At 50.0% G+C, this 26,366-nt stretch carries 24 protein-coding genes and 1 tRNA gene; 11 read left to right on the forward strand and 14 right to left on the reverse strand.

The window, feature by feature from the left end:
- Positions 1 to 57: 57 nt before the first annotated feature.
- The 7 genes from panC to sfsA all read right to left on the reverse strand — a co-directional run bounded on the left by panC (position 58) and on the right by sfsA (position 6,275).
- Positions 58 to 912 (reverse strand): pantoate--beta-alanine ligase, encoded by an 855-nt coding sequence (gene panC / locus NH568_RS10570; protein ID WP_253046891.1) that lies wholly within the window; start codon positions 910 to 912, stop codon positions 58 to 60.
- Entirely contained in the window at positions 912 to 1,706 is a 795-nt protein-coding gene (gene panB / locus NH568_RS10575) for a 3-methyl-2-oxobutanoate hydroxymethyltransferase (RefSeq protein WP_253046895.1), read from the reverse strand. The genes panC and panB overlap by 1 nt, the downstream gene beginning before the upstream one ends.
- Before the next feature lie 55 nt (positions 1,707 to 1,761).
- Positions 1,762 to 2,271: a 2-amino-4-hydroxy-6-hydroxymethyldihydropteridine diphosphokinase gene (gene folK / locus NH568_RS10580; protein WP_253046897.1), complete on the reverse strand. Its 510-nt coding sequence runs from the start codon at positions 2,269 to 2,271 to the stop codon at positions 1,762 to 1,764.
- The gene (gene pcnB, locus NH568_RS10585) at positions 2,268 to 3,599 is read right to left on the reverse strand and encodes a polynucleotide adenylyltransferase PcnB (RefSeq protein ID WP_349287996.1); all 1,332 of its coding nucleotides are present in this window, start codon (positions 3,597 to 3,599) and stop codon (positions 2,268 to 2,270) included. The genes folK and pcnB overlap by 4 nt, the downstream gene beginning before the upstream one ends.
- Positions 3,600 to 3,900: 301 nt before the next feature.
- Positions 3,901 to 4,845, reverse strand: a complete 945-nt coding sequence (gluQRS, locus tag NH568_RS10590; protein WP_253046900.1) for a tRNA glutamyl-Q(34) synthetase GluQRS — start codon at positions 4,843 to 4,845, stop codon at positions 3,901 to 3,903.
- Between the two features lie 18 nt (positions 4,846 to 4,863).
- Positions 4,864 to 5,307, reverse strand: coding sequence for an RNA polymerase-binding protein DksA (gene dksA, locus NH568_RS10595; RefSeq protein WP_010383453.1), 444 nt, complete (start codon positions 5,305 to 5,307; stop codon positions 4,864 to 4,866).
- Positions 5,308 to 5,567: 260 nt separating this feature from the next.
- Positions 5,568 to 6,275 (reverse strand): DNA/RNA nuclease SfsA, encoded by a 708-nt coding sequence (sfsA, locus tag NH568_RS10600; RefSeq protein WP_253046903.1) that lies wholly within the window; start codon positions 6,273 to 6,275, stop codon positions 5,568 to 5,570.
- 81 nt (positions 6,276 to 6,356) lie between these two features.
- Here sfsA and pepB point away from each other — a divergent pair, with 81 nt between their 5' ends.
- Positions 6,357 to 7,652, forward strand: a complete 1,296-nt coding sequence (gene pepB, locus NH568_RS10605; RefSeq protein ID WP_253046906.1) for an aminopeptidase PepB — start codon at positions 6,357 to 6,359, stop codon at positions 7,650 to 7,652.
- Positions 7,653 to 7,695: 43 nt separating this feature from the next.
- On the opposite strand, the gene NH568_RS10610 is transcribed toward pepB, so the two are convergent.
- The 5 genes from NH568_RS10610 to gpmM form a co-directional block, all read right to left on the reverse strand.
- Entirely contained in the window at positions 7,696 to 8,115 is a 420-nt protein-coding gene (locus NH568_RS10610) for a CBS domain-containing protein (protein ID WP_138551388.1), read from the reverse strand.
- A gap of 102 nt (positions 8,116 to 8,217) precedes the next feature.
- Positions 8,218 to 8,952 (reverse strand): divergent polysaccharide deacetylase family protein, encoded by a 735-nt coding sequence (locus NH568_RS10615; protein WP_253046909.1) that lies wholly within the window; start codon positions 8,950 to 8,952, stop codon positions 8,218 to 8,220.
- A 36-nt stretch (positions 8,953 to 8,988) separates the two neighbouring features.
- On the reverse strand, positions 8,989 to 10,209 hold the full coding sequence (locus NH568_RS10620; RefSeq protein WP_253046912.1) for a S41 family peptidase: 1,221 nt from the start codon (positions 10,207 to 10,209) through the stop codon (positions 8,989 to 8,991).
- A gap of 38 nt (positions 10,210 to 10,247) precedes the next feature.
- The gene (locus tag NH568_RS10625; protein ID WP_253046915.1) at positions 10,248 to 11,387 is read right to left on the reverse strand and encodes a peptidoglycan DD-metalloendopeptidase family protein; all 1,140 of its coding nucleotides are present in this window, start codon (positions 11,385 to 11,387) and stop codon (positions 10,248 to 10,250) included.
- Between the two features lie 3 nt (positions 11,388 to 11,390).
- Entirely contained in the window at positions 11,391 to 12,935 is a 1,545-nt protein-coding gene (gene gpmM / locus NH568_RS10630) for a 2,3-bisphosphoglycerate-independent phosphoglycerate mutase (protein WP_253046918.1), read from the reverse strand.
- A gap of 263 nt (positions 12,936 to 13,198) precedes the next feature.
- Between gpmM and NH568_RS10635 the strand changes: the two genes are divergently transcribed.
- The 4 genes from NH568_RS10635 to gpsA all read left to right on the forward strand — a co-directional run bounded on the left by NH568_RS10635 (position 13,199) and on the right by gpsA (position 15,460).
- A complete protein-coding gene (locus NH568_RS10635) occupies positions 13,199 to 13,630 on the forward strand; it encodes a rhodanese-like domain-containing protein (protein ID WP_138551383.1) in 432 nt (143 codons plus the stop codon).
- Positions 13,631 to 13,638: 8 nt separating this feature from the next.
- A complete protein-coding gene (gene grxC / locus NH568_RS10640; RefSeq protein ID WP_054014682.1) occupies positions 13,639 to 13,893 on the forward strand; it encodes a glutaredoxin 3 in 255 nt (84 codons plus the stop codon).
- 73 nt (positions 13,894 to 13,966) lie between these two features.
- Complete coding sequence (secB, locus tag NH568_RS10645) at positions 13,967 to 14,449, forward strand: protein-export chaperone SecB (RefSeq protein ID WP_046006181.1); 483 nt, start codon at positions 13,967 to 13,969, stop codon at positions 14,447 to 14,449.
- A gap of 3 nt (positions 14,450 to 14,452) precedes the next feature.
- The gene (gene gpsA / locus NH568_RS10650) at positions 14,453 to 15,460 is read left to right on the forward strand and encodes an NAD(P)H-dependent glycerol-3-phosphate dehydrogenase (protein ID WP_253046993.1); all 1,008 of its coding nucleotides are present in this window, start codon (positions 14,453 to 14,455) and stop codon (positions 15,458 to 15,460) included.
- Positions 15,461 to 15,526: 66 nt separating this feature from the next.
- Here the strand turns inward: gpsA and NH568_RS10655 are convergent, their stop codons facing one another.
- Positions 15,527 to 16,483, reverse strand: a complete 957-nt coding sequence (locus NH568_RS10655) for a hypothetical protein (RefSeq protein ID WP_253046921.1) — start codon at positions 16,481 to 16,483, stop codon at positions 15,527 to 15,529.
- 302 nt (positions 16,484 to 16,785) lie between these two features.
- On the opposite strand from NH568_RS10655, the gene NH568_RS10660 reads away from it, so the two are divergent.
- The 3 genes from NH568_RS10660 to NH568_RS10670 all read left to right on the forward strand — a co-directional run bounded on the left by NH568_RS10660 (position 16,786) and on the right by NH568_RS10670 (position 21,372).
- Entirely contained in the window at positions 16,786 to 19,659 is a 2,874-nt protein-coding gene (locus NH568_RS10660) for a M16 family metallopeptidase (RefSeq protein WP_253046924.1), read from the forward strand.
- A 199-nt stretch (positions 19,660 to 19,858) separates the two neighbouring features.
- Positions 19,859 to 20,680: a serine O-acetyltransferase gene (cysE, locus tag NH568_RS10665; RefSeq protein ID WP_253046927.1), complete on the forward strand. Its 822-nt coding sequence runs from the start codon at positions 19,859 to 19,861 to the stop codon at positions 20,678 to 20,680.
- A gap of 29 nt (positions 20,681 to 20,709) precedes the next feature.
- Positions 20,710 to 21,372, forward strand: coding sequence for a hypothetical protein (locus NH568_RS10670; RefSeq protein WP_253046930.1), 663 nt, complete (start codon positions 20,710 to 20,712; stop codon positions 21,370 to 21,372).
- Here the strand turns inward: NH568_RS10670 and xseA are convergent.
- A complete protein-coding gene (xseA, locus tag NH568_RS10675) occupies positions 21,369 to 22,733 on the reverse strand; it encodes an exodeoxyribonuclease VII large subunit (RefSeq protein ID WP_253046932.1) in 1,365 nt (454 codons plus the stop codon). The two genes, NH568_RS10670 and xseA, sit on opposite strands and share 4 nt — an antisense overlap.
- 131 nt (positions 22,734 to 22,864) lie before the next feature.
- Here xseA and guaB point away from each other — a divergent pair, with 131 nt between their 5' ends.
- The 3 genes from guaB (at position 22,865) to NH568_RS10690 (ending at position 26,312) form a co-directional block, all read left to right on the forward strand.
- Entirely contained in the window at positions 22,865 to 24,334 is a 1,470-nt protein-coding gene (gene guaB, locus NH568_RS10680) for an IMP dehydrogenase (RefSeq protein ID WP_054014677.1), read from the forward strand.
- 179 nt (positions 24,335 to 24,513) lie between these two features.
- Positions 24,514 to 26,088, forward strand: coding sequence for a glutamine-hydrolyzing GMP synthase (gene guaA / locus NH568_RS10685; RefSeq protein WP_046006173.1), 1,575 nt, complete (start codon positions 24,514 to 24,516; stop codon positions 26,086 to 26,088).
- 147 nt (positions 26,089 to 26,235) lie between these two features.
- Positions 26,236 to 26,312 (forward strand) — tRNA-Trp (locus NH568_RS10690).
- Positions 26,313 to 26,366 lie beyond the last annotated feature (54 nt).

Genomic DNA, 26,366 nt, shown 5'->3' on the forward strand with positions numbered 1-26,366 from the left:
TTTAAAGTGAGGATCCCGCGTAAGTTCACAAGGTGATACCGGGGATCCTATTCATTGTTATGCTTCAGTTAGGACCTGGATATTGTCGATTAGTCTCACCTGATTCAGGTAAGCAGCAGCCAGGATCACAAACTCACTGTCTTCCAGTGTAGCAGGTTTTAGGCTGTCTCTTTGGGCGATAGAAAAGTAATCGGGTGTCAGACCTGCTGCTTCGAGTGTCGAGCTGGCGGCTTGCTCCAGTGCTGCGAAGTCTCGGGCTCCGTCTGCCAACTTTTGAGCTGTGTCATTGAGAGTCTGACAGAGTACTTTTGCGGTGTCTTTTTCTTGCTCTGACAGGTAGCCATTGCGAGAACTCATGGCCAAACCCGAGATCTCTCGCTGAGTTGGTACTCCGATGATTTCAATAGGCATGGATAAGTCGCGCACCATGGTTTTTATCACCTGAAGCTGTTGGTAGTCTTTTTCACCAAAGCAGGCAAAGTCAGGTTGAACCAGATTAAAGAGTTTGGTCACAACTGTGGCCACTCCTCTGAAATGACCGCTGCGACTACCACCACAATAGCCCTCGGATACGCCTGGTACATCCACATAACTTTGTGTTTCAAGGCCGTTTGGATAGATCACATCAACACTGGGCGTGAAGACAATATCGGTGTCCAGCTCGGCCAGCCCTTGCTTGTCCTGCGTCAGCGTGCGTGGGTATTTATCCAAATCTTCATTGGCCCCAAATTGCATCGGATTGACAAAAATACTGACAACGACTTTGTCTGCCAGTGTCTTGGCTTTCTCTACCAGTGAAAAATGTCCCTGATGCAGATTGCCCATGGTGGGCACAAATGCAATGCTTTGACCTTGTTGTCGCCAGGCTTTAATTTGACTGCGCAGAGATTTGATTTCTGTAATTGATTGCATTAGTTAAACTCATGTTCCTGAGAGGGAAATGCACCGCTTTTGACATCAGTGCAGAACTTTTCGACCGCAGCGGGCATATTGCCTGTCTCTGCGAGGAAGTTTTTCGAGAACTTAGGAATATAGCCCGCTGAAATTCCAACTAAATCATGCATAACCAAAATCTGACCATCGGTATCTTTACCCGCGCCAATCCCAATCACAGGGATAGTCAGTGCTTCGCTGATGCGTTTGGCCAGTGCTGATGGGATACATTCGATGACCAGTAGCTGAGCGCCTGCCTGCTCCAGCGCAATGGCATCAGCGATCATTTTCTCAGCCTGGGCTTCTTCACGACCCTGGATCTTGAAACCACCAAAGACGTTCACCGATTGCGGAGTCAGACCTAAATGACCACACACAGGAATGCCTTGTTGCGTCAGCAGTCGAATAGAGTCTAGCAACCATTCTCCGCCTTCCAGTTTGACCATATTAGCGCCTGAACGCATGAGCACTGCTGCGTTCTCGCATGCTTGTGCCGGGTTGGCATAACTCATAAAGGGCATATCGGCTACCACAAACAACTCTTTGCTGCCGGCACGAACACAGCGCGTATGGTATGCAATATCCGCTGTGGTCACAGCCAGAGTATCTTCGCCACCTTGCAGTACCATACCCAGAGAGTCGCCTACCAGAATGACGTCAACGCCGCTGTCATGGAACAGCTTTGCAAAGCTGGCATCGTATGCCGTAAGTGCTGTGATTTTTGTTCCTTCACGTTTTTTCTTGGCCAATGTTGAAACGGTTACTTTAGCCATATTTCCCCCTTTGTGATCAATTCAAAGCTGAGCGTACTGTGTCGCCCAGATCTTACTATGCAATCGATTTGGTTATGCGATATTGGGCGACAGCTGTAAGCCCATTTCGTGGCAGTGAAGTGGCAATATTGGCCAGCAACTGCCCATTTGGTAAGGTGAGTTCGGGTGCAATTTCTAGCAGTGGAAAGACCACAAACTCGCGTTCACACAAGCCGTAATGCGGCACGATTAATTGCTGTGTGTCTATCTGTTCATCGTTGTATAGCAGGATATCTAAATCTAATGTACGTGGTCCCCAGCGCTCTGCTTTTCGGACCCGGCCATGCTGTAGTTCAATCTGCTGCAGCAGATCGAGCACTTCTATGGCGGGCAGGTCTGTCATAAGTTTAGCAACGGCATTGACATAATCAGGCTGGTCCTGCGGACCCATAGGCTTTGAGGCATAAAAGCTTGATACGCTTGCCAGCGTGAGTGATGAGGATGCGCTCAGCGCATCCAACGCATTGCGTAACTGTGCCTCAGGGGCGTTCAGATTCGCCCCTAGTCCAATATAAACAGTGTTCATGATTCTGGGTTTGGTTTTCTACGCGGTTTATTTCTGGGACGACGGCGGCGTCTTTCTGAGCCACCAGAGCGTTGACCTAGCGCTTTCACCATCTCTTTTTGTCCATTGACGTCCTGTTGCAAATAGTCAGTCCACCAGTTTGCCAGCTCCTGCTGGTCGGTTTCGCCACTTTCTACCCGCAACAGCAAGAAGTCATAACCGGCTTTAAATCTCGGTTGCAGACTAAGACGGTAAGCGCGCTGGCCACCGCGTTTATCGAGACGTTGCTGAATATGCCAGATATCCCGCGCGCCCAGCGTAAAGCGTTTCGGCACGGCAATGTGACGGGCGTTTTCTGCCAGAACCTGGCTGATGGCCTGCATAAAGGCATCATATTCATTCATGCCCTCAGCTATTAATGCGTTACTGCGGTCTCGTAGCGGGAACCATAGTAATGCGGCATAGATAAAGGCTGGGGTGACTTTCTTATCTGCGTTAATACGCTCGTCCGTATTCGCAAACATTTTTTGGATAAATGTGCTTTCAAACTCACTGTTGGCATTATCCAAGATAGCGTCAACGGCCGGAAATAGTTGTTTAAACAGGCCATATTTTCTGAGCATCAGGAAGTTAGCTTCGGCTTTGCCACCCAAAAAGAGCTTCAGTGTTTCCTCAAACAAGCGTGCCGGAGGAATATTAGTCAACAGAGGTGCGAGTGCTTTAATTGGTGCTTCGGTTGGACCTGCAATGGTCATATCTAACTTAGTGGCGAAGCGCACGGCACGCAGCATACGTACCGGATCTTCTCGATAACGGGTTTCAGGATCGCCAATCAGTTCAATCTTGCGTTGCTCAATGGCTGCAATACCGCCTGCAAAGTCCCTGATACTGAAGTCGTTAATCGAGTAGTAAAGTGCATTGATAGAAAAGTCACGACGCTGTGCATCTTCTTCAATGGTGCCATAGACGTTGTCGCGCAGCAGCTGGCCCTGATCGCTTGACTGGCTGGTTGGATCCGGGTTGTCCTGTGCCTGGTGGTGTCCACGCATGGTTGCCACTTCGATGATTTCACGACCAAAAACGATATGAGCGAGCCTGAAGCGGCGGCCGATTAGCCGACAATTGCGAAATAACTTTTTGACTTGCTCAGGTGTGGCGTTGGTAACAACATCGAAATCTTTGGGTTCAATGCCTAACAAGATATCACGAATACAACCACCCACCAGATAGGCGTCGTAGCCACCATCTTTAAGTCGGTACAAAACTTTGATTGCATTGGGGCTAAATTGTTTGCGCGAGATAGCATGTTCACTGCGTGGTATTAACGCAGGTGTAGCACTACATGTCACGGTTCCTACCGGATCCTTGCCTTTAACTATCTGACGGCAAAGCTTTATAATTTTGGAAATAATAACCACTCTCCTAACGACCCTGAACAATCCAAATTGCGTGCAATAAAGCGTGCATAATGCACCTATATTCACCATACGGCCATAGAACTTGTTTTAGTTTGTATAGTGTAGGCGAATTAACGAGGCCCGCTATCATATACTCAAATGGGGTCAAATTGAAGGAGCGGGGACGTATTCATGATTAAAAATCCGACATTAGATTGACAGTCAAGGCAGACACGAAACGATGGGAGTGGGCTCAGGCCGTTAACCCAGTGAAATCATAGTGTCCGTCGGCTTGCAGCGAGACCTGAATTTCACGGTGGTGTGGTAAGGTACGCAGTGAAAAATGCTGTTCAGCCCAGTGCAGAATATTGTTCACCGAATCACCATGTAACTCACTGGGAACAGGCAGGCCCAAAAAACCAAGTGCAGCACACAACGCAGGTTGTGGCTTGGTCGTGTTGATGGCGGGCGCGTGGTTTTGTTTTGACAGTTTAAACCCCGGTTGTGCTACTGCTAACGACACATGTGCGTATTCTGGGGCCTGGTAGCCCAACTGGTTAAACAGGCTTATCTGACGAGCTGTCGGCTCCAGTAAATCGGCACCACGTACGACACGCGTAATTTGCTGCTCAATGTCGTCAACCACCACTACCAATTGATAGGCAAACAGGCCATCCCGACGTTTTACAATATAGTCTTCTTTGGCCAGAGACGCCGGCAGATTGACCTGCCCCTGCAACAGGTCGTCAAATGCATAGACTGGCTGGGTTTGTATTAGTCTGAGGGCATTCCCGTCGGGTGCAATATGGCGGTCCCGACAATGATTGTCATAAAACCCACCACGTTGCTTGAGTGCTTTGCGGGTACAGCTACACGGGTAAGTGAGTCCGGCATGGTTAAGTTGAGCTAAGATATCTCGATATAACGCATGACGCTGGCTTTGATAGACGACTTCGTCGTCCCAATGCAAACCATATGCTTCAAGGGTTCTGAGGATCTCGTCCGCGGCACCCGCAACCACTCTGGGTGTGTCTATGTCTTCCATACGGACCAGCCACTGACCTTGGTTGATTTTGGCATCGAGATAACTGGCGAGTGCGGCGATCAAAGAACCGAAATGGAGCGCACCGGAGGGAGAGGGAGCAAATCGACCTCGATAGCTCCCGGACAGATAGTCGCTATTAAACTGGGGTAGCATAGCTGAGACGAACGTGTGTTAGCCCCGGCCTTGTTGTTTTTCTTTTATTTCAGCGATTGATTTACAGTCTACACATAGATCCGCAGTCGGGCGGGCCTCAAGGCGGCGAATACCAATTTCAATGCCACATGAGTCACAATAACCGAAATCATCGTCTTCGATCAGTTGTAGTGTTTTTTCAATTTTCTTGATCAGCTTACGCTCACGGTCGCGGGTACGCAGTTCTAAAGAAAACTCTTCTTCCTGTGCCGCACGATCGACTGGATCCGGGAAGTTTGCCGCTTCATCTTGCATGTGGCTCTTAGTGCGGTCAACTTCGTTACGAAGATCGCTACGCCACGCTTCCAGTAATTTTTTGAAATGCGCACGCTGTGCGTCATTCATATATTCTTCACCCGGCTTTTCCTGATAAGGTTCTAAACCGGCTTGAGCCAACAACCCTAGTTTTTTCTGGTCTGGCATAGCATTCTCCTAAATCCTTAATAAACAACCCCAGCTAACGCCGGCGGCTATAGATAGCAAAATCTTTACCCCTTGGCAAACACTTTTTGCTTGTTAGACCACTCCCGGTTTGAAGGTATGATCGGAATCACAAAGTCGCGACGGACGGGGGTCACACTGACATTTGCAGCTATATGGAGGCAAATTTTCTACTTTCAAGCTTAATACTCATTATACTGCACTTTTTATGCCCCAAGATCACTGTAACTGTGACGTTCATTTCAATCCGTGCTGAAGGGGAGGGCCTGAGTCAGGTTGACCTCCTGCGTTGATACCTCCGCCCGGTAGGCGTAAATTTCTACCCCTTGTTGCAACGCCTCTTCAATCAGTAAGGCGTACTTGTTATCGATGTGTGCAGCCGGTTTTACACTGTGGATGCCATTGTGCATGACGACAAATAGTAAGACTGCGCGCATGCCTTGTTGTCGCATCTGGATGAGCTCGCGCAGATGCTTTTGTCCCCGGGCTGTCTGGGCATCCGGAAAATAACCTTGTTCATTGTCCAGCAAAGTGACTGATTTTACTTCAATATAGCAGTCAGGCTTGTTGTCATCCTGGAGTAAGATGTCGATGCGGCTGTTTTCTGTGCCGTATTTTACTTCACTGCGCAGTGTCTGATACCCCGTTAACTCCGAAACACCGTCACGTTCGATGGCTTCAATGGCCACCTTATTGGCCATTGCCGTATTGACACAGATCAGTGCACCGTTCTGGTTGGCCGTCAGTTCCAGCGAGTGAGGATATTTACGTTTCGGGTTGTCACTGGTTGAGTAATATGCGCTGAAGCCGGGATCGGCGCAGCCGGTCATTTTACCTGTGTTTGCACAATGTACGGTGAACTCCCGCTGTGTGTCGTCTTGCAAGTCAACCAAAAAGCGTTTGTAGCGTTTAAGCAAGGTGGCTTTGGCCAGTGGGGCGTGAAACTTCATAGATTAATCGCATTCGTTTGGGGCATTTTGCCCGCTAGTGTACACTGCAAGTTACTAATAAGCGCAAGAGTGAAATCATATATGGCTGACAAATTTATTGTTCGACTGACGGATCAGGCCCCGGCTGAACATTGGGGTGGCAATGCGACTTTATCGTACGATCAGGATGGTGCCCTGGTGCATCTGAGCGAACACGACACACTGAAGACTATTCAAAAAGCGGGCCGCAGTGTGGCTCAGCAAGGGATCCTGGCTGTTGAATTACAGGGGGATACCTGGTGCACTGAGTCTCAGTGGGCATTTTATCAGGGCTTTGTAAGCCCGAAACAACTTGATGGTGTGATCTTCTGTGACAACGCACAGTCGGACCTGGCTGAGTTGCAGGCGCTGAAAACCGCTGCTATCTGGACCCGTCAGATGATCAATGGCACGGCTGAAGACATCTATCCTGAAAGCCTGGCGGGTAAAGCGGCTGAATTCATTCAGTCTCTGGCGCCAGAGCATGTGAGCTACCAAATCATTAAGGGCAACGCGCTGCTTGAGCATCAATGGATTGGGATCCATGAAGTGGGCCGCGGTAGTGAACGCCCTCCTGTGTTACTGGAACTGGATTTCAACCCGACGGGTGACGAAGACGCACCGGTTGCCGCAGCTCTGGTAGGTAAAGGGATCACTTTCGACTCGGGCGGTTACTCAATTAAGCCCAGCGAGGGCATGCTGACCATGAAATGTGACATGGGTGGTGCAGCGACAGTGACCGCGGGTCTGGCCATTGCTATTCAGCGTGGGATCGACAAGCGCATCAAATTGTTCCTGTGTTGTGCTGAAAACTTGATTTCAGGCCATGCGTACAAGCTGGGTGATATTCTGACTTATAAAAATGGCACCACTGTTGAAATCGTCAACACTGATGCAGAGGGACGTTTGGTTCTGGCTGATGGCCTGATGGCTGCTGGCGAAACAGGTGCACCTTTGATCATCGATGCAGCAACACTGACAGGCGCGGCGCTGGTTGCGGTCGGTCAGGAGTACAATGCATTATTTGGCCTGGACAAAGAGCTGGTCAATGACGTACAGCAGTTTGCTCAGGAAGAGTTTGAGGCGGCCTGGCCGTTACCATTAGAAAAGTGGCATCAGAATAACTGTCCATCGGCATATGCAGACACGGCCAATAGCCGAGCGCAAAAAGGCGGTGGTTTTGGTGGCGCCTCTAATGCAGCAGGTTTCCTGTCTCGCTTTGTGCCAAACGAAGGGCAGGGCTGGGTGCACATCGACCTGGCGGCGTCATTCCAGAATAATGCCGGCTCACAGTGGGCATCAGGCGCTACGACATTGGGCATGCGCACGGTTGCACGTACCCTGCAAGCGAAAGCCTGATAATCAGAGTAAGCAATAAAAAAAGCCCCGTGACGGGGCTTTTTTATGACAGCAAGGCGGCGGCCAGGCGGACAAAGTCTGACGAGGTTAAAATACCCAGTAGTTTGCCCTTGTCGTCGGTCACCGGCATGCAGCCATGACGATTATCAACAAAAAACCGTACCACTTCTTGCAGGCTCTGTTGTGGCTGTACACTGGCAAAGTCGGTGGCCATGACTTCTGCAACCTGCTGTTGCTTTTCTTTGCGCTCCAGCGCGTTAGTGCCATAGGTGGCAATGATCCCCATGACTTTTGCGATCATGATCTTTTGTGTCAGCATACCAACCAGCATGCCATCGTCGTCTATCACAGGGATATGGCGAATGTTCTTCTCGCGCATCAGGTTGTGCGCATCGTTGAGTGTATTGGTTTTACTGACGGCCAGTGGATCGGGCGTCATTAAATCGGCTACTGTGGTTAACATAAGCACTTCCTTAAGCGAACATAATATCTTGCTTAAGTCTAGCCGACACTGGGTGTCAGTGAATGGTGCCAGATCAATTTTGTCTGGTTTTTACTCTGAAGTTTATTCTGAGGCTTGGGCTGAGTGTTTGACGGCAGCCAGTTGAATGTACTTGTGTTCAACCAGTTGTGACAGCGGAACCAGTTCAATGCCTTCGGTTGCCAGCTCGCCCAGTACCGTGGCAAGAAATGCCCGGGTTTGCGGGTAAGGGTGGGCAATGCCGATGGCATAGCCTTGCTGGTGGGCTAATGCCTTGAGCTGATCAAACTGCCTGCGCAATGCATCCGGATGAGTTTGATTGTCTAAAAACACATGGCGGGCGACATTGGCCACGCCATACAGGTTTGCCACATGCTGGGCCTGACTGAGCTCTGTAGTGCGGCTATCCAGAAAATACAGGCCACGTTTTTTCAGCAATTCCATGGTCCATTTCATCGGCTCAACGTACTGAGTTAATGCCGAGCCCATATGATTGTTCACCCCTTTGACCTGAGGCAGGGTAGCCAGGGCATGCCCCAGCGTGGTTTGCAGTTGCCATTTGCGCATATCCAGTGTCAGGGCGCCCGGCCCAAGGGCTTTGTCTTCCAAAGCCTGCATAGGAATGTGAAGCAACAGTTCACGGCGTTTGTGGCTGGCCTGGTAAGCAAAGCGTTGTGAAAATGGGGTATGCGGTAAAATGGCGTAACTCAGTTGGCCGGGCAAATCCAGCAGTTCTAAATCACGTTCGTGGTATCCAATGTCATCAATGACGATGGCAACCTGGTTGCCATAGCTTGGTGCCGCACAGAGAAAAAGCACCACAAAGCCTAATATAAGTAAGCGCACTATCCTGAATTATTGTTGTAAATTATGGTTTTGTAATAGTTGTTCCGCTTCTTGCCAATGTTTATCAAGGTTGGCAATAAAGGTCTGTCTGACCTTTTTTTCACCAGCCATTATAGCGTCTTTGTCGAGTTCTAAAAGTACTTGTTTGCTAAAAACCACATCGGGTTGGATCCCGGTGCCTTCGATAGATTGGCCCGAGGGAGTAAAATAGCGTGCTGTCGTCAGTTTCAGTGCTGTGGTGCCGTTACCGATGGGAATGAGCGACTGTACAGAGCCTTTGCCATAAGAGCGGTTACCCAGTATGAGTGCCCGACTGTTGTCTTGCAGTGCTCCGGCGAGTATCTCAGCCGCCGATGCCGACTGCTCATTGATAAGCACCAACATGGGCGCGCCGTTGAGTATATCGCCCTGAGCTGCAAAAAAGCGTTGGTTTGCATCGTAAAAACGACCCCGGGTACTGACAATAGTGCCGCTTTGTAAAAACAGATCTGAAATGGCGACGGCGCTGTTCAGTGTACCGCCCGGGTTGTCTCTTAAATCGACAATGAGCCCTTTGAGCGGCTCACCCAGGTGGCTATTAAGCATACTGATGTGCCGGGCAAAATCATGATAACTGTGATTGTTAAAGCTACTTAGCAGTATGTAGCCAATGCCGCCGGACAACAGCTGGCTGGACACGCTGTGAAGCGTGATCTCTTGTCGTCTAAGGGCCAGTGTGACTTCTGCATTGGCGCGCTTTACGGTGAGCTGAATCGTCGAGAACTGTGCTTCACGCAGTAATTTTGAAACTTCAGCAATAGATTTTCTTTTCACGTCATGAGTGTTGATGGCCAGAAGTTTATCACCCCCCTCAATACCTGCAGCTTCCGCGGGTGAGCCAGGCAGAGTATCCACAATCACGACGCCGTCTTCGACTTCTTCAACTTCGATCCCAAGTCCGGTGTAGCGACCATTGGCTGCGCTGAATAAGGCTTCAAGTTCATGTTCATCAAGGTACTTTGAATAGTCATCTAACTGGGTGAGTAGCTCGCCAAAGTTGTCTTTTTTAACATGGCTGAGCGGCAAGTCTTCAACATAGTAGGTATGAATATGATACAGGATCTCATCAATTTGCTCGCTCGAAAGCTGTCTGGCATTAAGTGGCAGGCACAATAAGCTGAGCATCAGGCCAAGTGCCAGCAGCCATTGCCATACGAAGTTTTTATTTGGTTGAACACATGGAGTCATCATATGCTGCTCCTCACTGGGGGGCAGCATCGGTTAGTCAGTTAACTGGATCTGCACCATTTTACTGGATCAACAGCGCTTCCCTTATGCCGTATTTCGAAGTATAGACCAGGATCGGTTTGTCCGCCGCTTTGCCCTACCAGGGCAATGGGCTCGCCTGGCATGACCTGATCGCCAACGTCTTTGAGCAGGGTTTGGGCATGGCCATACAGGCTCATAAAGCCTTCCCCGTGATCTAATACGATGACCCAGCCGAAACCGTTCAACCAATCTGCATAGACCACCTGACCCGGTGCCACGCTATTAACGGGATCGCCATTGCTGCCGCGGATCACGACGCCTTTCCAGTTCATGCCGACATGTTTGCGCTGGCCAAAGCGATGCTTCAGGCGGCCATCAAGCGGCCAGGCCAGTTTGCCTTTTAAGCGCTGTAACCCTTGCAGCTGCGCGACATAGTGTTCAGGGCTGGCTGCCTGCTCGGAGGCCAAGGCTTCCAGGGTTGTGATCAGGGTCTGCTCGTTCTCTTCAAGGTAGGCAATCGCAGCCTTTGCCTGATTGAGCTTGTCGTTGAGTTTCGACAGATGGGTTCTGCGGGCATTTTGTGCCAACAACAGCTCGTCCTGACGGGTTTTTTGCTGGCCTTGTAAAGCGTGCAGTTGCTTCTTTTTGCGCGCCAGTTGCGCGCTGTTTTGGGCCAGTTTCTCAAAAACTGACTTAAGCGCTTCGAGCTGAGCAATGCGGGCCTGATTAAAGTAGTCGTAGTAACTAATGGTGCGCTCCAGAGCTGCAGCATGCTGTTGGTTCAGGAGCATTTTGGAATAATCGTGACTGCCTGTCACATACGCGCTTTTGAGCTGTGCAGCCAGTAATCGCTGGAGGCGCTTTTTTTGCTGCTTGAGCTGCTCAGCTTCGCGTTGCAGTGTGTACTGCTGCTGCTTGTTTTCGCTGATCCCTTGCTCTGTCAATGCCAGTGCTTTGGCACTTTTGGCGATTTCCAGTTCAAAAGACTGCAGGGTGCTCTGCAGGGCACGAAAGCTGGCTTGTTGTTGCTGATACGCGACCTGACTCTTTTTGAGCTCGGCCTGCACCGCAGCCAGGTCGGCTTTGGTGCGGGTTTCGTTCGCCTGCCCGGTCAGGGGCAGGAGCAAACAGACCGAAAGTACAGCAAGCGTACGGCGCATAGTTTACTTCAGCCGCATGACAGGTGAACCAGTCATTTCCTCAGGCTGAGGCATGCCCAACAGGTGCAACATGGTCGGTGCCACATCGCTCAGTGTTTTGCCTGCCTGTGGTTCTGCATCCCGGCCAATGTAAATAAATGGTACCGGCTCACTGGTGTGTGCTGTGTGGGCCTGGCCGGTTTTGCTGTTCACCATTTGCTCTGCGTTACCGTGGTCAGCCGTAATGAGCGCCTCACCGCCAGTTTCTTCAAGTGCTGCAACAACGCGGCCGATACAGGTATCAACGGCTTCACAGGCTTTCACGGCGGCTTCAAAGACACCTGAGTGACCTACCATGTCACCATTTGGATAGTTACAGATGATCACATCGTGCTCACCACTGTGAATGGCTTCGACTAGCTTATCGGTCAGCAGGGCGGAGTTCATTTCAGGTTGCAGGTCGTACGTGGCTACCTGAGGCGATGGGATCAGTTCGCGTTTTTCGCCGTCGAACAGTTCTTCACGACCACCGCTGAAGAAGAAGGTGACGTGGGCGTACTTCTCGGTCTCGGAAATACGCAGTTGCGTTTTGTTGTGTTTTGCCAGCCATTCGCCCAGTACATTGGTGAGTTTTTCCGGGGCAAAGGCGACGGGCGCGTTAATATCGGCCGCGTATTCCGTCATCATCACAAAGCCGCTCAGTGCAGGGACTTTTTTCTTCTCGAAGCCAGCGAAATCCGCATCCACAAAGGCACGGGTCATCTGACGGGCACGGTCAGCACGGAAGTTGAGGAAAATCAGCGTATCGCCATCGTTAATGGTCGCTGCTTCTTGTCCTTCTGCGGCAATGATGGTTGCCTTGACAAACTCATCGTTTTCGTCGCGCTCATACGCCGCGTTCAGGGCACTGACCCCATCAGCATTACGATATTCAGCTTCGCCACACACCATCAGATTGTAAGCGGCTTCAACACGCTCCCAGCGGTTATCACGGTCCATAGCATAATAACGACCTACGATTGACGCCAGACGGCCACACTTGAGTTCTGCAAACTGTGCTTCAATACGTTCAATCGAAGCCTGAGCGCTGCGTGGTGGCGTATCACGACCGTCCAGGAAGGCGTGGAAGTAAACCGCTTTGGCACCGCGCTTGGCGGCAAGTTCGATGGCTGCAACAATATGGTCTTCATGGCTGTGTACGCCACCCGGGCTCAACAGTCCCATCAGGTGGACGGCTTTACCGGCGGCAACCGCCTTGTCTATGTTCTCAACCAGTGCCGGGTTGTGCTCAAACTCACCATCATTGATGGCTTTGGTAATGCGCGTAAAGTCTTGATAAACAATGCGGCCGGCGCCCAGGTTGACATGGCCGACTTCAGAGTTACCCATCTGCCCATCCGGTAGTCCCACATCCAGACCTGAACCCGAGATCAGCGTACGTGGACGCGTTTGCCATAGTTCATCCAAAACGGGGGTGTTAGCCGCCAGAATTGCATTGCTCTCGGCGTCTTCGCGATATCCCCAACCATCGAGGATCATTAATACCAGAGGTTTTTTCTTTGCAGTCATTTGGGCTCCTGAAATGTGCACGAAATCTGGCCATAGGATACCTTGTTTTATATGAATATTCAGCCCTCTGGGCGTGATTTATCCTCAACCACTTTAAATTTCATATAAGTTACAAACCCGAATTGAACCCTGTCACTAAGCGCTGCAAGCGGTTAGCCAGCGATTGCTCGCAAAGTCAGGCATTATGTCACAGATGTTTGTACCAGCGCCCGTAAGAAAGTATACTCGCGAGCAATTTCATTTTCCTGGTTGGTAAAAACAATATGGAACAATACATCGAATTTTTAGGTAGAAACCCCATTCTCAGCATTATCTGGCTGGTTTTGGCGGCTATGTTGGTCTCAAGCTGGTTGAAAGGCATGTTTTCCAAGATCCGTCAGATCAATCCGCAGCAGCTTACTATTTTAGTAAACCGTCAGGATGGCCAGGTGTTTGATATGCGTGCGGCGAAAGAGTTCAATGGTTCACGTATCGCTGGTAGCGAGCATATGAATGTGGAAAAAGCCAAACAAAATGATTTCGCAGGACTTGAAAAGTTCAAAACTAAGCCCATTATACTGGTGTGTAACACTGGCATGACCGCATCTGGCATTGCCAGCAATATGTACAAAGCTGGCTTTGAGCAAGTGTACGTGTTGTCGGGTGGATTTGGTGCCTGGCAAACTGCTGGCCTGCCAACAGCCTCGGGTAAATAGGAGTAAATATGAGCCAAGTTGTTATTTATACAAAGGATTACTGTCCTTACTGTCATCGCGCAAAAGCGTTGCTGGACAGCAAAGGTGTCACATATACCGAGTACGATATCGGCGCGCAACCCGAGCTGCGTGAAGAGATGATCAGCAAAGCAAATGGTGGTCACACGGTGCCACAGATCTTCATTAAAGAGCAGCACATTGGCGGTTGCGATGACATGATGGCGCTTGAATCACAAGGTAAGCTGGACGCCTTACTGAGTTAAAATTTATTGCACCCAGGTTACGGGCCCGAGGTGCTACCCCACTTAAAATAAAGACGAATAATTAGGAAGAACAATGACAGAGCAAAACAACGCAGCTGCTGCAGAAGAACAACAAGGTCCACAATTTAACATTCAGCGTATCTACACCAAAGATGTGTCGTTCGAAACGCCAAACTCTCCGGCTATTTTCCAAAAAGAGTGGACACCTGAAGTAAAGCTGGACATGGACACGCGTTCTGCCAAGCTGGACGAAGGTGTATATGAAGTTGTTCTGGCACTGACTGTCACTGCGTCATTGGGCGAAGAAACTGCATTCCTGTGTGAAATCCAACAGGCTGGTATTTTCTCTATTGGTGAGCTGGAAGAGCTGCAAATGGCACATATGTTAGGCGCGTTCTGCCCGAACATTCTGTTCCCTTACGCGCGTGAAGCGGTTGCAAGCCTGGTTAACCGTGGTACCTTCCCACAACTAAACCTGGCGCCAGTAAATTTTGACGCGCTATTTGCTCAGTACATGCAGCAACGTGCCGCGCAAGAGCAACCTGCTGACGCATAAATGATGAATACAGCACAATCAGCTGTGACCGTATTAGGGGCGGGGTCGTATGGCACCGCCCTTGCTATTTGTTTTGCCCGCAACGGTCACCAGGTTACTCTTTGGGGACGTGACAGCACTGCCATTGCGCAGTTAGCCAGCTCGCGTCAGAATGCCCGTTATTTACCGGATATTGACTTTCCCGCGTCACTGCAACTGGAAGCCGACCTGACTCAAGCCGTTCAGGCCAGTCAATTGGTTTTGGTGGTGGTACCCAGCCACGCGTTTGCGCAAACGCTGGAAGCGATTAAGCCACATTTGTTGCCGGGTGCGAAAGTGGCCTGGGCAACGAAAGGATTGGAGCCGGATACCGGCCGATTATTGCAGGATGTGGCATTGGATGTACTCGGTGAGCAGGTTCCGCTGGCCGTGTTGTCCGGGCCAACTTTTGCAAAAGAAATGGCTGCCGGGTTACCGACTGCCATTTCAGTGTCGTCGCGTTGCGAAGCGTTCCGCGGTGAACTGGCTAAGTTGCTGCATTGTGGTCGCTCGTTCCGGGTGTACAGTAATGATGACTTTATCGGTATTCAGCTTGGTGGCGCGGTGAAGAACGTGATTGCCATTGGCGCAGGTATGTCTGATGGTTTTGGCTTTGGTGCCAATGCCAGAACTGCCTTGATCACCCGCGGGTTAGCAGAGCTATGCCGACTCGGGTTGTCGCTTGGTGCACGCTCGGAAACCTTTATGGGGATGGCCGGGCTGGGCGATTTGATCCTGACCTGTACGGACAACCAATCGCGAAACCGACGTTTTGGTCTGGCATTGGGTCAGGGGAAAAACGTCGAAGAGGCGATGCAGAGCATTGGTCAGGTGGTGGAAGGGTACCGCAACACCAAAGAAGTTTACCTGCTGGCAAAGCGCACAGGTATCGAAATGCCGATCACGGAGCAGATCTATCAGGTGCTGTATCAACAAAAAGACGTCAAAGAAGCAGCTATGGCTCTGCTTGGCAGAGAGCAGAAGTCGGAGTAATCAGGCTTCTGATAATAAAAAAACCGAGCACACAGGCTCGGTTTTTTTTATGTCTTTGTGAATCGCTCAAGCGATTTGTTTTTCTGCCAGCGTCAGTTCCATCGTTGCTTTGAGCAAACGATACAGGTTGATTGACGCATCAATTTCTTCTTTGCGGTTGGTCAGACTTTCTATGTTCAGTCCCAGCGGGACATCCAGTTGGGCACAACTACGCAGAATGGAATCCAGATTTTCACGGCAAATGCGGATCGACTCACTCAGCGTATTGTCTGCATCCAGCATGCGCCATTTGGTTGCTTCAGGTACTGAAATCCCAAGCCATTCCATAAATTGCAGCGTCTTCTCACCACCACATGGGGTAAAAGTCAGGATCAGTCGCTTCGGCTCAATGCCTTGTTGTTTGCAGGTACGGGCATAGCTGGTGATCAGGTCTATGGTTGCCTGAGCATTATAAACAGCCTGAGAAATAAAGAACTCACAGCCCTGAGCGGTTTTTTCAATCAGCCGTTCATGTTCATTGCGTTTGGATGCATGACGCTCTGCAATGGTTACACCGCCCAGAAAAAAGTCTGCCTGGTGCGCAGCCAGGGCCTGATAAGCGTCTGGCAGTGGCAAGTTAATTTTACCCTGTGATGAAGGAGAGCCAACCAGGACCAGATTGTTCAGGCCAAATTCCTGTTTGGTGTTGCTAAGCCACTGGTTAAATTCACTACTATCACGTTGTGCCACACTTTTATAGGTGATCACGTCCAGTTGTGACAACGACTTCACCAGACGACTGTATTCGCACGGGTCGACGGTTTCCTTAAACGGAAAAGGGCGGGGCACATCGGTGCGGCTGCTTTCATCCTGAATGTCGTAAACGATTACACCGTCGTATTCAATTTCATGCAGTCGATCCAAAAGCTTAGTTGCAATACGTTTTACCTTATCCTGCTCCGTACCAGATTTGGGCGGAGTCGTACCAATCAAATATACCCCTTGGTTCGGGTCTAAGATTTTCTCTTGTAGTGATAACGCCATGGTCCAGATTCCGGCAAAAATTCAGTGTATGGGATCTAATATAGCAGCCATTTAGACGTCTAGATAGATTTTTTTCTTGAAACAAATTCAATACAGATGAATTTCTCTCATGGTGTTTTCGTCATGTTGGAGCAAGCTGTTGTTTGCCCGCCGGTTTATTCAGGGAAATTTAGTTCATATTTCTTTACATTATTTGGGCGTGTAAAGATGAATTAAGGTGGGATTGCGGCATAATTGGGAACTATGCGTCCCAATTACAATGGGACCAAGAATAAAAATCACGACAAATTTAAGGGAAGCATATGAAATTTAAACTACTGGCGACCAGCCTGGCTGTGTCACTGGCTCTGGCCGGCTGCACCGCAACGCAACAATCGGCGCAGCAGGCGCCAACCAGCATAGAGGCGCAGGCCAGCAATAAAGTGTTTGCACAAGACTATGTTCTTGAAGAGCTGGATAATGGCTTACGTGTGATGGTGGTGAAAACCGACTACCCAGATGTTGTGTCACTGCAGATCCCAGTCTCTGTTGGCTCGCGTAACGAAGTCGAGCCGGGCAGAACCGGGTTTGCTCACTTCTTTGAGCATATGATGTTTAAAGGCTCTGAGAAGTTTCCACAGGATGTCTATGCCGACATTCTGAAAAACTCCGGGGTGGACAACCGCGCATATACTACCAACGATTATACTAACTACCATTTGAATTTCTCAAAAGAGCATCTGGATAAGGTCCTTGAGATCAAAGCGGATATTTTTCAAAACCTAAGCTACAGTGAGTCGCAGTTCCGTACCGAAGCGCTGACGGTCAAAGGTGAATACCTGAAGAACAACGCCAGCCCGATCCGTAAGTTGTTAAGTGCGGTGCGTAAAGAAGCATTTGATAAGCACACCTATAAGCATACCACCATGGGCTTCTTCGAAGATATTGAAGCCATGCCGGATCAAATGGAATATGGTCAAATCTTTTTTGAGCGTTTCTATAAGCCTGAATACGTGTCTATCGTGATTGTGGGTGATGTCGATCCGCAGGAAACCATGGCAATGGTTAAAAAGCACTGGGGTGGCTGGCAGCGTGGTAACTATGTTGCCGATATTCCGGTGGAGCCGAAGCAGCAACAAGCCAGGTATGTGCATGAACACTACGAAGGGTTGCCGGGCCACTGGTTACTGGTTTCCTATAAAGGGGCTGCATGGGAACCTGCAAAGAAAGACCGTGCCGCATTGGATCTGCTCTCACAGCTTTATTTCTCTGAAAACTCAGAGCTTTATCAGGAGCTGGTCGTCGATAAACAAATTGCCAGCCAGATGTTCACTTATAATCCGGAGACCAAAGATCCGGGTCTGCTTCACGTGTTTGTTAAGGTTAATGAAGAAAGTGACTTAGCTGTGGTACGCGATGCAATCAATCGTACTTATGCTAACGCGCGCACTGAGCTGGTTGACAGTGATAAGCTGGCTGCACTGAAGTCGAACCGCAAATATAGCTTTGCCAACGGCCTGGACTCCTCGCAGGCGATTGCCAGCATGTTGGCGGAATATATGCATTTCGAGCGCGATCCTGAAGTGATCAACACCTTGTATGCGACCAGTGATTCCATCACCGCTGAAGACATTCGCGATGTCGCCAACCGTTATTTCGTTGACAGTGGCCGTACCACAGTGACGATGTCGGCATTGACCCAAGTCGCTGGGTTTGACAAAGGAGTTGAACTGGATGCGCTGGTGTCGCAACAAAGCCAATCAAAACAACAGAAATTCACCGTACTGGATAAAACCAATGCTTCCCCTTTGGTTGATGTGAATCTACTGTTTTACACTGGGGCAGCCGCGGATCCTAAAGGCAAAAAAGGCGTGGCCGCTCTGACTGCTGCCATGATTGCCAATGGTGGCTCGCAGAGCAAGTCTTATAAAGAGATCCAAAAAGCCCTGTATCCCATTGCAGGTAGCTTTGATTATCAGATTGACAAAGAAATGCTGTCACTGCGTGGTCGGGTGCACAAGGACAATGCTGCACAATGGTATGCCTTGATCAGTGAACAGTTACTCAATCCAGGCTTTAGAGAAGATGACTTTAAACGTCTGAAAAAAGAGCTGATAGACAACATCAAAGCGGGCCTTAAAGCATCAAATGATGAAGAGCTGGGCAAAGAGGTGCTGTATCATAAATTGTATCAGGGCCATCCATACGAGAGTTACAATCTGGGCGATTTGTCCGATCTCGAAGCATTGACTCTGGATGATGTGAAAGCTTTCTACCACAGCCAGTTTACTCAGGCAAAACTGAACGTGGGGATCACCGGTGCGCTGGATGAGCAGCTTAAAGCGCGTATGCTCACTGAACTGGCTAAGCTGCCCAAAGGGGAGGAGCCTCGGCTGACGATCCCGGATGCGCCAGCGTTAGAGGGTCGTCATGCTACTATCGTTGAGAAGAGCGCGAAATCGACTGCGGTATCGTTTGGTTTCCCAATAGATACCATTCGCAGCAGCAAAGACTGGACTGCCTTATGGCTGGTGCGCTCTTACTTTGGTGAGCACCGTAACTCAAACGCGTACCTGTTCCAGCGGATCCGTCAGGTGCGTGGTATGAACTATGGTGACTATGCCTATATTGAGTATTTCCCGCGTGGTATGTTCCAGACTAAGCCCGATGCCAACCTGGGCCGCTCTGAGCAAATTTTTCAGGTGTGGTTACGTCCGCTGCGTTCTAATAACGACGCGCACTTTGCCACTCGTGTTGCTCAGTTTGAGTTAGACAAGCTGATTAAAGAGGGCATGACTGAGAGTGATTTTTCCGCCACCCGCAACTTCCTGAGTAACTTTGTGCCTCAGATGGTTGCCAGTCAGGATCGTCAGCTCGGGTATGCACTGGACAGCCAGTTCTACAATACCGATGAGTTTGTGAACTACGTACGCGCGCAACTTGCTTCGCTGACTGTAGAAGATGTGAATCGGGTGATCCGCGAAAACCTGCAAAGTGACAACATTCACTATGTGTTTGTGACAGGAAACGCGGCTGATATGAAAGCACGTCTGGTGAATCAGACTGAGTCGCCGATGCACTATAATGCGCAAAAACCGCAAGCGCTTATCGATGAAGATAAGCAAATTGCCAACTACAAACTGGCTATTCCGGCTGCGAACATCGAGGTGATGAACGCAGAAGCGGTCTTCAGGTAACGCCCCATCAGAGCCCTCTGCCGGGCTCTGAGTTTGTCAGGCGGATCGTGTATCCGCCTTGTTTCCCATCCTCTGTTCGCTATTTCGGGTTATAATTAATAACAAATTGATGCAAGAAGCATTTGACTATCACTGCTAATTTACCGCATTGCAGGGTAAGATAGACAAAGGCCTTGGAATTATTGAAAAAGTGCAGTTTATGAGACACGAGATCTGGCAAAAGCTTCGTCAGGAAGCCACCGAATTAGTTGACCGCGAGCCGTTGCTCGCCAGCCATGTTTATTCAAGTATTTTAAATCATGAATGTCTGGGTGCGGCATTGAGTTTTATTGTGGCAAACAAGCTGGCAGACGCCGTGGTGTCTGCATTCACCATTCGTGAACTATTCGACCAGGCCTTTGTCGATTGCGACCGTATGCTGACGCATGTGGCACATGATATAAAAGCGGTTAAAGATCGTGACCCGGCTGCCGATAGCTATCTTAACGTTATTTCAAACCTTAAGGGCTTTCATGCAATACAAGCACACCGACTCGCCCATTGCTTATGGCGACAAGACAGAAAAGAGCTCGCGCGTTTTATCCAAAGCCGTACATCCGAAGTATTTGGTGTTGATATCCATCCTGCTTGTCAAGTCGGCCATGGCATTATGTTTGACCATGCGACTGGTATAGTCATAGGTGAAACTGCAGTAATAGAGAACAATGTCTCTATTTTGCAATCGGTTACCTTAGGGGGAACCGGTAATGAGCAAGGCGATCGTCACCCCAAAATACGTGCAGGCGTATTAATCGGCGCGGGTGCCAAAGTACTGGGCAACATTGAAGTGGGTGAAGGCGCGCGGATAGGTGCAGGCTCTGTGGTATTGAAAGCAGTAGATCCACACACCACAGTGGTGGGTGTGCCCGCGAAAGTGGTTGGCAAACCGCCCTGTTCTTGCCCGGCGGAATCTATGGATCAAAACTTTCTGGATGAAGATCTGATAGCTCGTAACGAATCACACACCAGTGCTATGCTCTAGCATGTGACTGAGTAAGCTGGCAGTGCTTTATGGATAGTCTGAGCCAAAAGTGTTTTTGGATGTTGCTGGGGGCAGCCATTGCGGCTCCTCTAACCTGGTGGTTTGCATCAAATGACCCAGAACAGCCTGCCACTTCGGTTTTGGCTAACGCTGGCGATGCGACCCAACACACAGCTCCTTTGCTCCTGGAGCAGGCTCAACCAGAAAGTGCCTCTGACCCGGCCAGCAGCACCGAACTGATAGCGCTGCAACAGCAAATTCTTCAGTTACAAGAAGAGCTGGAACAGGTCCAAAACCATACATCATCAAAGCCGGAGCAGTCCGCCCAGCAACAACGACCCCCTTCATCGGGCAATATTAGCCGTCAGCTGGCCGAGATATTTCAAGCTGAAGCGCGGGACCCTGTCTGGGCCGATGAGTTGGAATTGCAGCTTGGGGACTTTCTGTACACCAGTGATCTCAGTACATACTTTACTTACGCCAGTTATGGCTGCAAGCGCCATGTCTGTCAGCTCAGTTTTGTGCCGCGCAGTGAGGATATCGATGCCATGCAGTGGCAACGCCTGAATGACAGCCTCTTTAATAGTCCCTGGATAAAGCAATTTAAGGTCAGCTCAGCGCAGCAAACGGCGCAAGGTATGCTGGTGCATTTTAGCACCAAAAGTCTGCGAGAGCTGGCCACTGAGTACTAATCGTTTTCGCGATTTGGCTCGGCCGGTGTGACATCAATGACCTGGGTTTGCAACCGACCATCGTGTAATTCTGTGGTGAGTATATCGCCTGCCGTTACATCCCGGGTTGATTTCACCACTTTTCCACCTGATTTAGTAATGCTGTAACCCCGCGACAAAACCGCCAGCGGACTAACACTGTCGAGCCTGGCTGCGAGCAAAGCCAGTTGCTGAGTATGTTGTTGCTGTGAAGCCTGTATTGTCCGGGTGAGCTTTTCTTTCAGGCTGTCCAGATGTTGATGTGCGTATCGCAGCTTTTGCTCTGGATGAAACTGCGCCAAGCGATGTTGTGCCAGGGTAACGCGACTTTGAGCACTGTGTTGCTGGTGGTTCATTGCCCTGAGCAATCGGCTACTCAGTTCATCTACTTTTTGTGCCTGTTGCATCAGCTGTGCCTGCGGGTGTTGGAGTAACAGCCGCTGATGAGAATTTTGCAGCTGCTGAGCATGATGGGTCAGATAGCGCTGCATTGCGCTGCTCAGGCGCTGTTTCTGTTGACCTAACTGAGCCTGAATTTCTGCCCCATCCGGGCTGACCAGCTCAGCGGCGGCTGAAGGGGTTGGGGCACGCAAGTCGGCGACATAATCACTGATGGTGGTATCGATTTCATGCCCAACGGCGCTGATCACTGGCAGCTGGCTGGCGAAGATGGCCCGTGCCACGGTTTCTTCGTTAAAGCACCACAGATCTTCGAGCGAGCCACCGCCACGCCCAACAATGAGTACATCTACTTCACTTCTAATATTCGCCAACTCAATTTGTGCTGCGATCTGATGATGTGCTTCCTGACCTTGTACTTGAGTCGGGTAGATCACCACTTCCAGCTGAGGTGCACGACGTTTCAGAACCGACAAAATGTCTCTGACTGCGGCCCCGGTCGGAGACGTCACGACGCCCACCCGGTTTATGCGTGCTGGCAGTGGTTGCTTATGCTGGCTACTGAACAAGCCTTCACCGGCCAGGCGCAGTTTGAGTGCATCGAACTGTTGTTTTAGCAGGCCTTCACCTGCCGGTGCCATCTGTTCGACGATTAACTGATAATCACCGCGGGGTTCATATACAGACACCCGAGCCTGCACCAGTACCTGCTCACCGTTTTGTGGCCGGTAGCGACAGTAGCGGTTGTTGCCACGCCACATGGCTGCCTTTACCTGGGCTTTGTCGTCTTTGAGCGAGAAATACCAATGCCCGGACGCCGGGGCGACAAAGTTGGAGATTTCGCCCGTCAGCTGTAAAGAAGCGAACCCCTGTTCCAGCAAACTGCGGATCTCTCGATTCAGGCGCGACACCGAATAAACTTTTTCTTGTTGTGGCAACGACATACTCAGCTCCATAAAAAATTCACGAACACTCTAGCATATTTTTGCTAAATTTTATTTACTCGCATAAGGAACGCTGATAAAATGCGCACGCAATTCCTTATACTCAGTTTCACTTGAGAGATGCCGCACACATGCTAAGAATTGCAAAAGAAGCCCTTACCTTTGACGACGTACTTTTAGTACCCGCTCATTCAACTGTTCTACCACACACTGCGAACTTAAAAACACGCCTGACTCGTGGTATTGAACTTAATTTGCCATTAGTTTCTGCCTCTATGGATACAGTCACTGAAGCACGCCTTGCAATTGCACTTGCACAGGAAGGTGGCATCGGATTCATCCATAAGAATATGACCATTGAAGAACAAGCGCGTAATGTACGTAAAGTAAAAGCGTACGAAGCGGGGATTGTCTCTTTTCCGGTTACCGTGACCGCAGACAAGACCATTGCTGATACATTAGCATTGGCTGAAGAAAATGGTTTCTCAGGCTTCCCTGTGGTTGGCGAGAACAACCTACTGGAAGGTATCATCACCAGCCGTGATATGCGCTTCGAAACTAAACTGGATAAGCCTGTGTCATCTGTGATGACACAAAAAGCGGATCTGGTGACGGTGAAAGAAGGCGCATCACGTGAAGAGATCCTGGGTTTGATGCATGAGCACCGCATCGAGAAAATCTTAGTGGTTGATGACGCTTTCAAACTGAAAGGCATGATCACCGTTAAGGATTATCAAAAAGCGCAAGAAAAACCAAACGCATGTAAAGACGAGCAAGGCCGTCTTCGTGTAGGTGCAGCTGTGGGTGTGGGTGCAGGCACTGACGAGCGAATCGCTGCGCTGGTTGCTGCTGGCGTTGACGTATTACTTATCGATACTTCGCATGGTCACTCTCAGGGCGTTATTGATCGTGTTAAAGCAACCCGCGAAGCTTACCCTGACTTGCAAATTGTGGCGGGTAACGTGGCGACGGCTGAGGGTGCTGTGGCACTGGCTGACGCGGGTGTGGATGCGGTGAAAGTGGGTATCGGCCCTGGCTCTATCTGTACTACACGTATCGTAACTGGGTGTGGAGTGCCTCAAATCACAGCAATTTCAGATGCCGTTGATGGCCTGAAAGGGCGCGACATTCCGGTGATTGCTGACGGCGGTATCCGCTTCTCAGGTGACATTGTTAAAGCCCTGGTTGCTGGTGCATCGTGTGTCATGGTTGGTTCTATGCTGGCTGGTACTGAAGAAGCACCGGGTGAGGTTGAGCTGTATCAGGGTCGTTACTACAAGTCATACCGTGGTATGGGCTCACTGGGCGCGATGAACCAAAAAGAAGGCTCATCGGATCGTTACTTCCAAAAGAGCAACTCTGCTGAAAAACTGGTTCCGGAAGGCATTGAAGGCCGCGTGGCTTATAAAGGCCCAATCGCGACTATCATACACCAACAAGTGGGCGGGATCCGCAGTGCCATGGGTCTGACAGGATGCGCGACTATTTTAGAGCTGAATACAAAGCCGCAGTTTGTCCGCGTGACCTCTGCTGGTATGGGTGAATCGCACGTCCATGACGTACAGATCACCAAAGAGGCTCCAAACTACCGCATGGGTTAATCCCGGCGGGTAAAAATGGGCTGGCGGTTGCCGGCCCTTCTTAATTTTAGTGTCTGCTTTTATAAGGCGGGTACAAACAAACACAATGCGTTGGGCAGGCAAACTTGCCCGGTCATTTAGGTAAAGTACTTTTACTATGCTTTACTAGTTTTATCGCTTCCTAACAAACGAGATTATCAATGAGCAAAGACATCCATGATTCCCGTATTTTGATCTTAGATTTTGGTTCTCAATACACTCAATTGATCGCCCGCCGGATCCGTGAGATCGGCGTTTACTGTGAGCTATGGGCCTGGGATGTAACCGAGGAGCAGATCCGCGAATTTAATCCGCAGGGTATCATTCTGTCAGGTGGTCCGGAGTCAACGACTCTAGAGGGCAGCCCGCGCGCGCCTGAATATGTGTTCAACGCGGGTGTACCTGTGCTTGGGATTTGTTACGGCATGCAAACCATGGCGTCACAGCTGGGTGGTAAAGTACACAGCTCAGATAAGAAAGAGTTTGGTTACGCGAAAGTAGAAAAAGTGGGTAACTGTGCCCTGTTTGAAGCGATTGAAGATCACATCGAAGATGGCATTGGCAAACTGGACGTGTGGATGAGTCACGGTGACAAGGTTATCGAGATCCCTGAGCAGTTCATCACTTCTGCAAAAACAGAAACCTGTCCGCATGCAGCTATGTCCTGGGAAGAGAAACGCTTCTACGGCGTGCAGTTCCACCCGGAAGTAACACACACTCAGCAGGGCCTGCGCTTGCTGGAGCGCTTTGCCACTGATATCTGTGGCTGTGAAAAATTGTGGACACCAAGCCAAATAATCGAAGATGCGGTTGCACGTATTAAAGAGCAGGTAGGTGACGACGAAGTGATCCTGGGCCTGTCAGGCGGGGTTGATTCATCTGTGGTTGCTATGCTGATCAACCGCGCTATCGGCGACAAGCTGACGTGTGTATTCGTTGACAATGGCCTGCTACGCCTTAACGAAGGCCAGCAGGTGATGGACATGTTCGGCGATAAGTTCGGCCTGAACATCATTAAAGTGGACGCAGAAGACCGCTTCCTGAATGCCCTTAAAGGCATTGATGATCCGGAAGACAAGCGTAAAGCAATTGGCCACACCTTCATTGAAGTATTCGACGAAGAAGCGGGCAAGCGTGTTAACGCCAAATGGCTGGCACAGGGCACCATCTACCCGGACGTGATTGAATCTGCGGCTTCAGCCACGGGTAAAGCACACGTGATCAAGTCTCACCACAATGTAGGTGGTTTGCCAGAAGACATGGAGTTGGGCCTGGTAGAGCCGCTGCGTGAGCTGTTTAAAGACGAAGTACGTAAGATTGGCCTGGAGCTCGGCCTGCCGTACGACATGCTATACCGTCACCCGTTCCCAGGTCCTGGTCTGGGTGTTCGTGTACTGGGTGAGATCAAGAAAGAATACTGTGACCTGCTACGTCGTGCCGACGCTATCTTCATTGAAGAGCTGCACAAGGCTGATTTGTACCACAAAGTGTCTCAGGCTTTCACTGTATTCCTGCCTGTACGTTCAGTGGGCGTAATGGGTGATGCACGTAAGTACGACTGGGTTGTCTCACTGCGCTGTGTAGAAACCATCGACTTTATGACGGCACGCTGGTCACACCTGCCGTATGAGTTCCTGGGCCAGGTTTCAAACCGCATCATCAACGAAATCGATGGTATTTCTCGCGTGGTGTACGACATCTCAGGTAAACCGCCTGCGACGATCGAGTGGGAATAATCACTCGCCAGGCACCTGATATAGGTTAATAAAAGGGCGGATAGGGCAACTATTCGCCCTTTTTGTTGATAAAATCAGCAAACGATCAGAAATGTGATATTTTCTCTTTACCTTTTCAAATTGCTCATTATAATGCGTCGACATTGCAGGGGCGTAGTTCCAATTGGTAGAACAGCGGTCTCCAAAACCGATGGTTGCGGGTTCGAGTCCTGCCGCCCCTGCCACTTCCTTCTCGATTTCTCGATTTCTCGATAATTCCCATATTTAATACAATTCAG

Origin of the sequence: Pseudoalteromonas sp. XMcav2-N (assembly GCF_024124545.1) — a bacterium.
Taxonomy (GTDB): domain Bacteria; phylum Pseudomonadota; class Gammaproteobacteria; order Enterobacterales; family Alteromonadaceae; genus Pseudoalteromonas.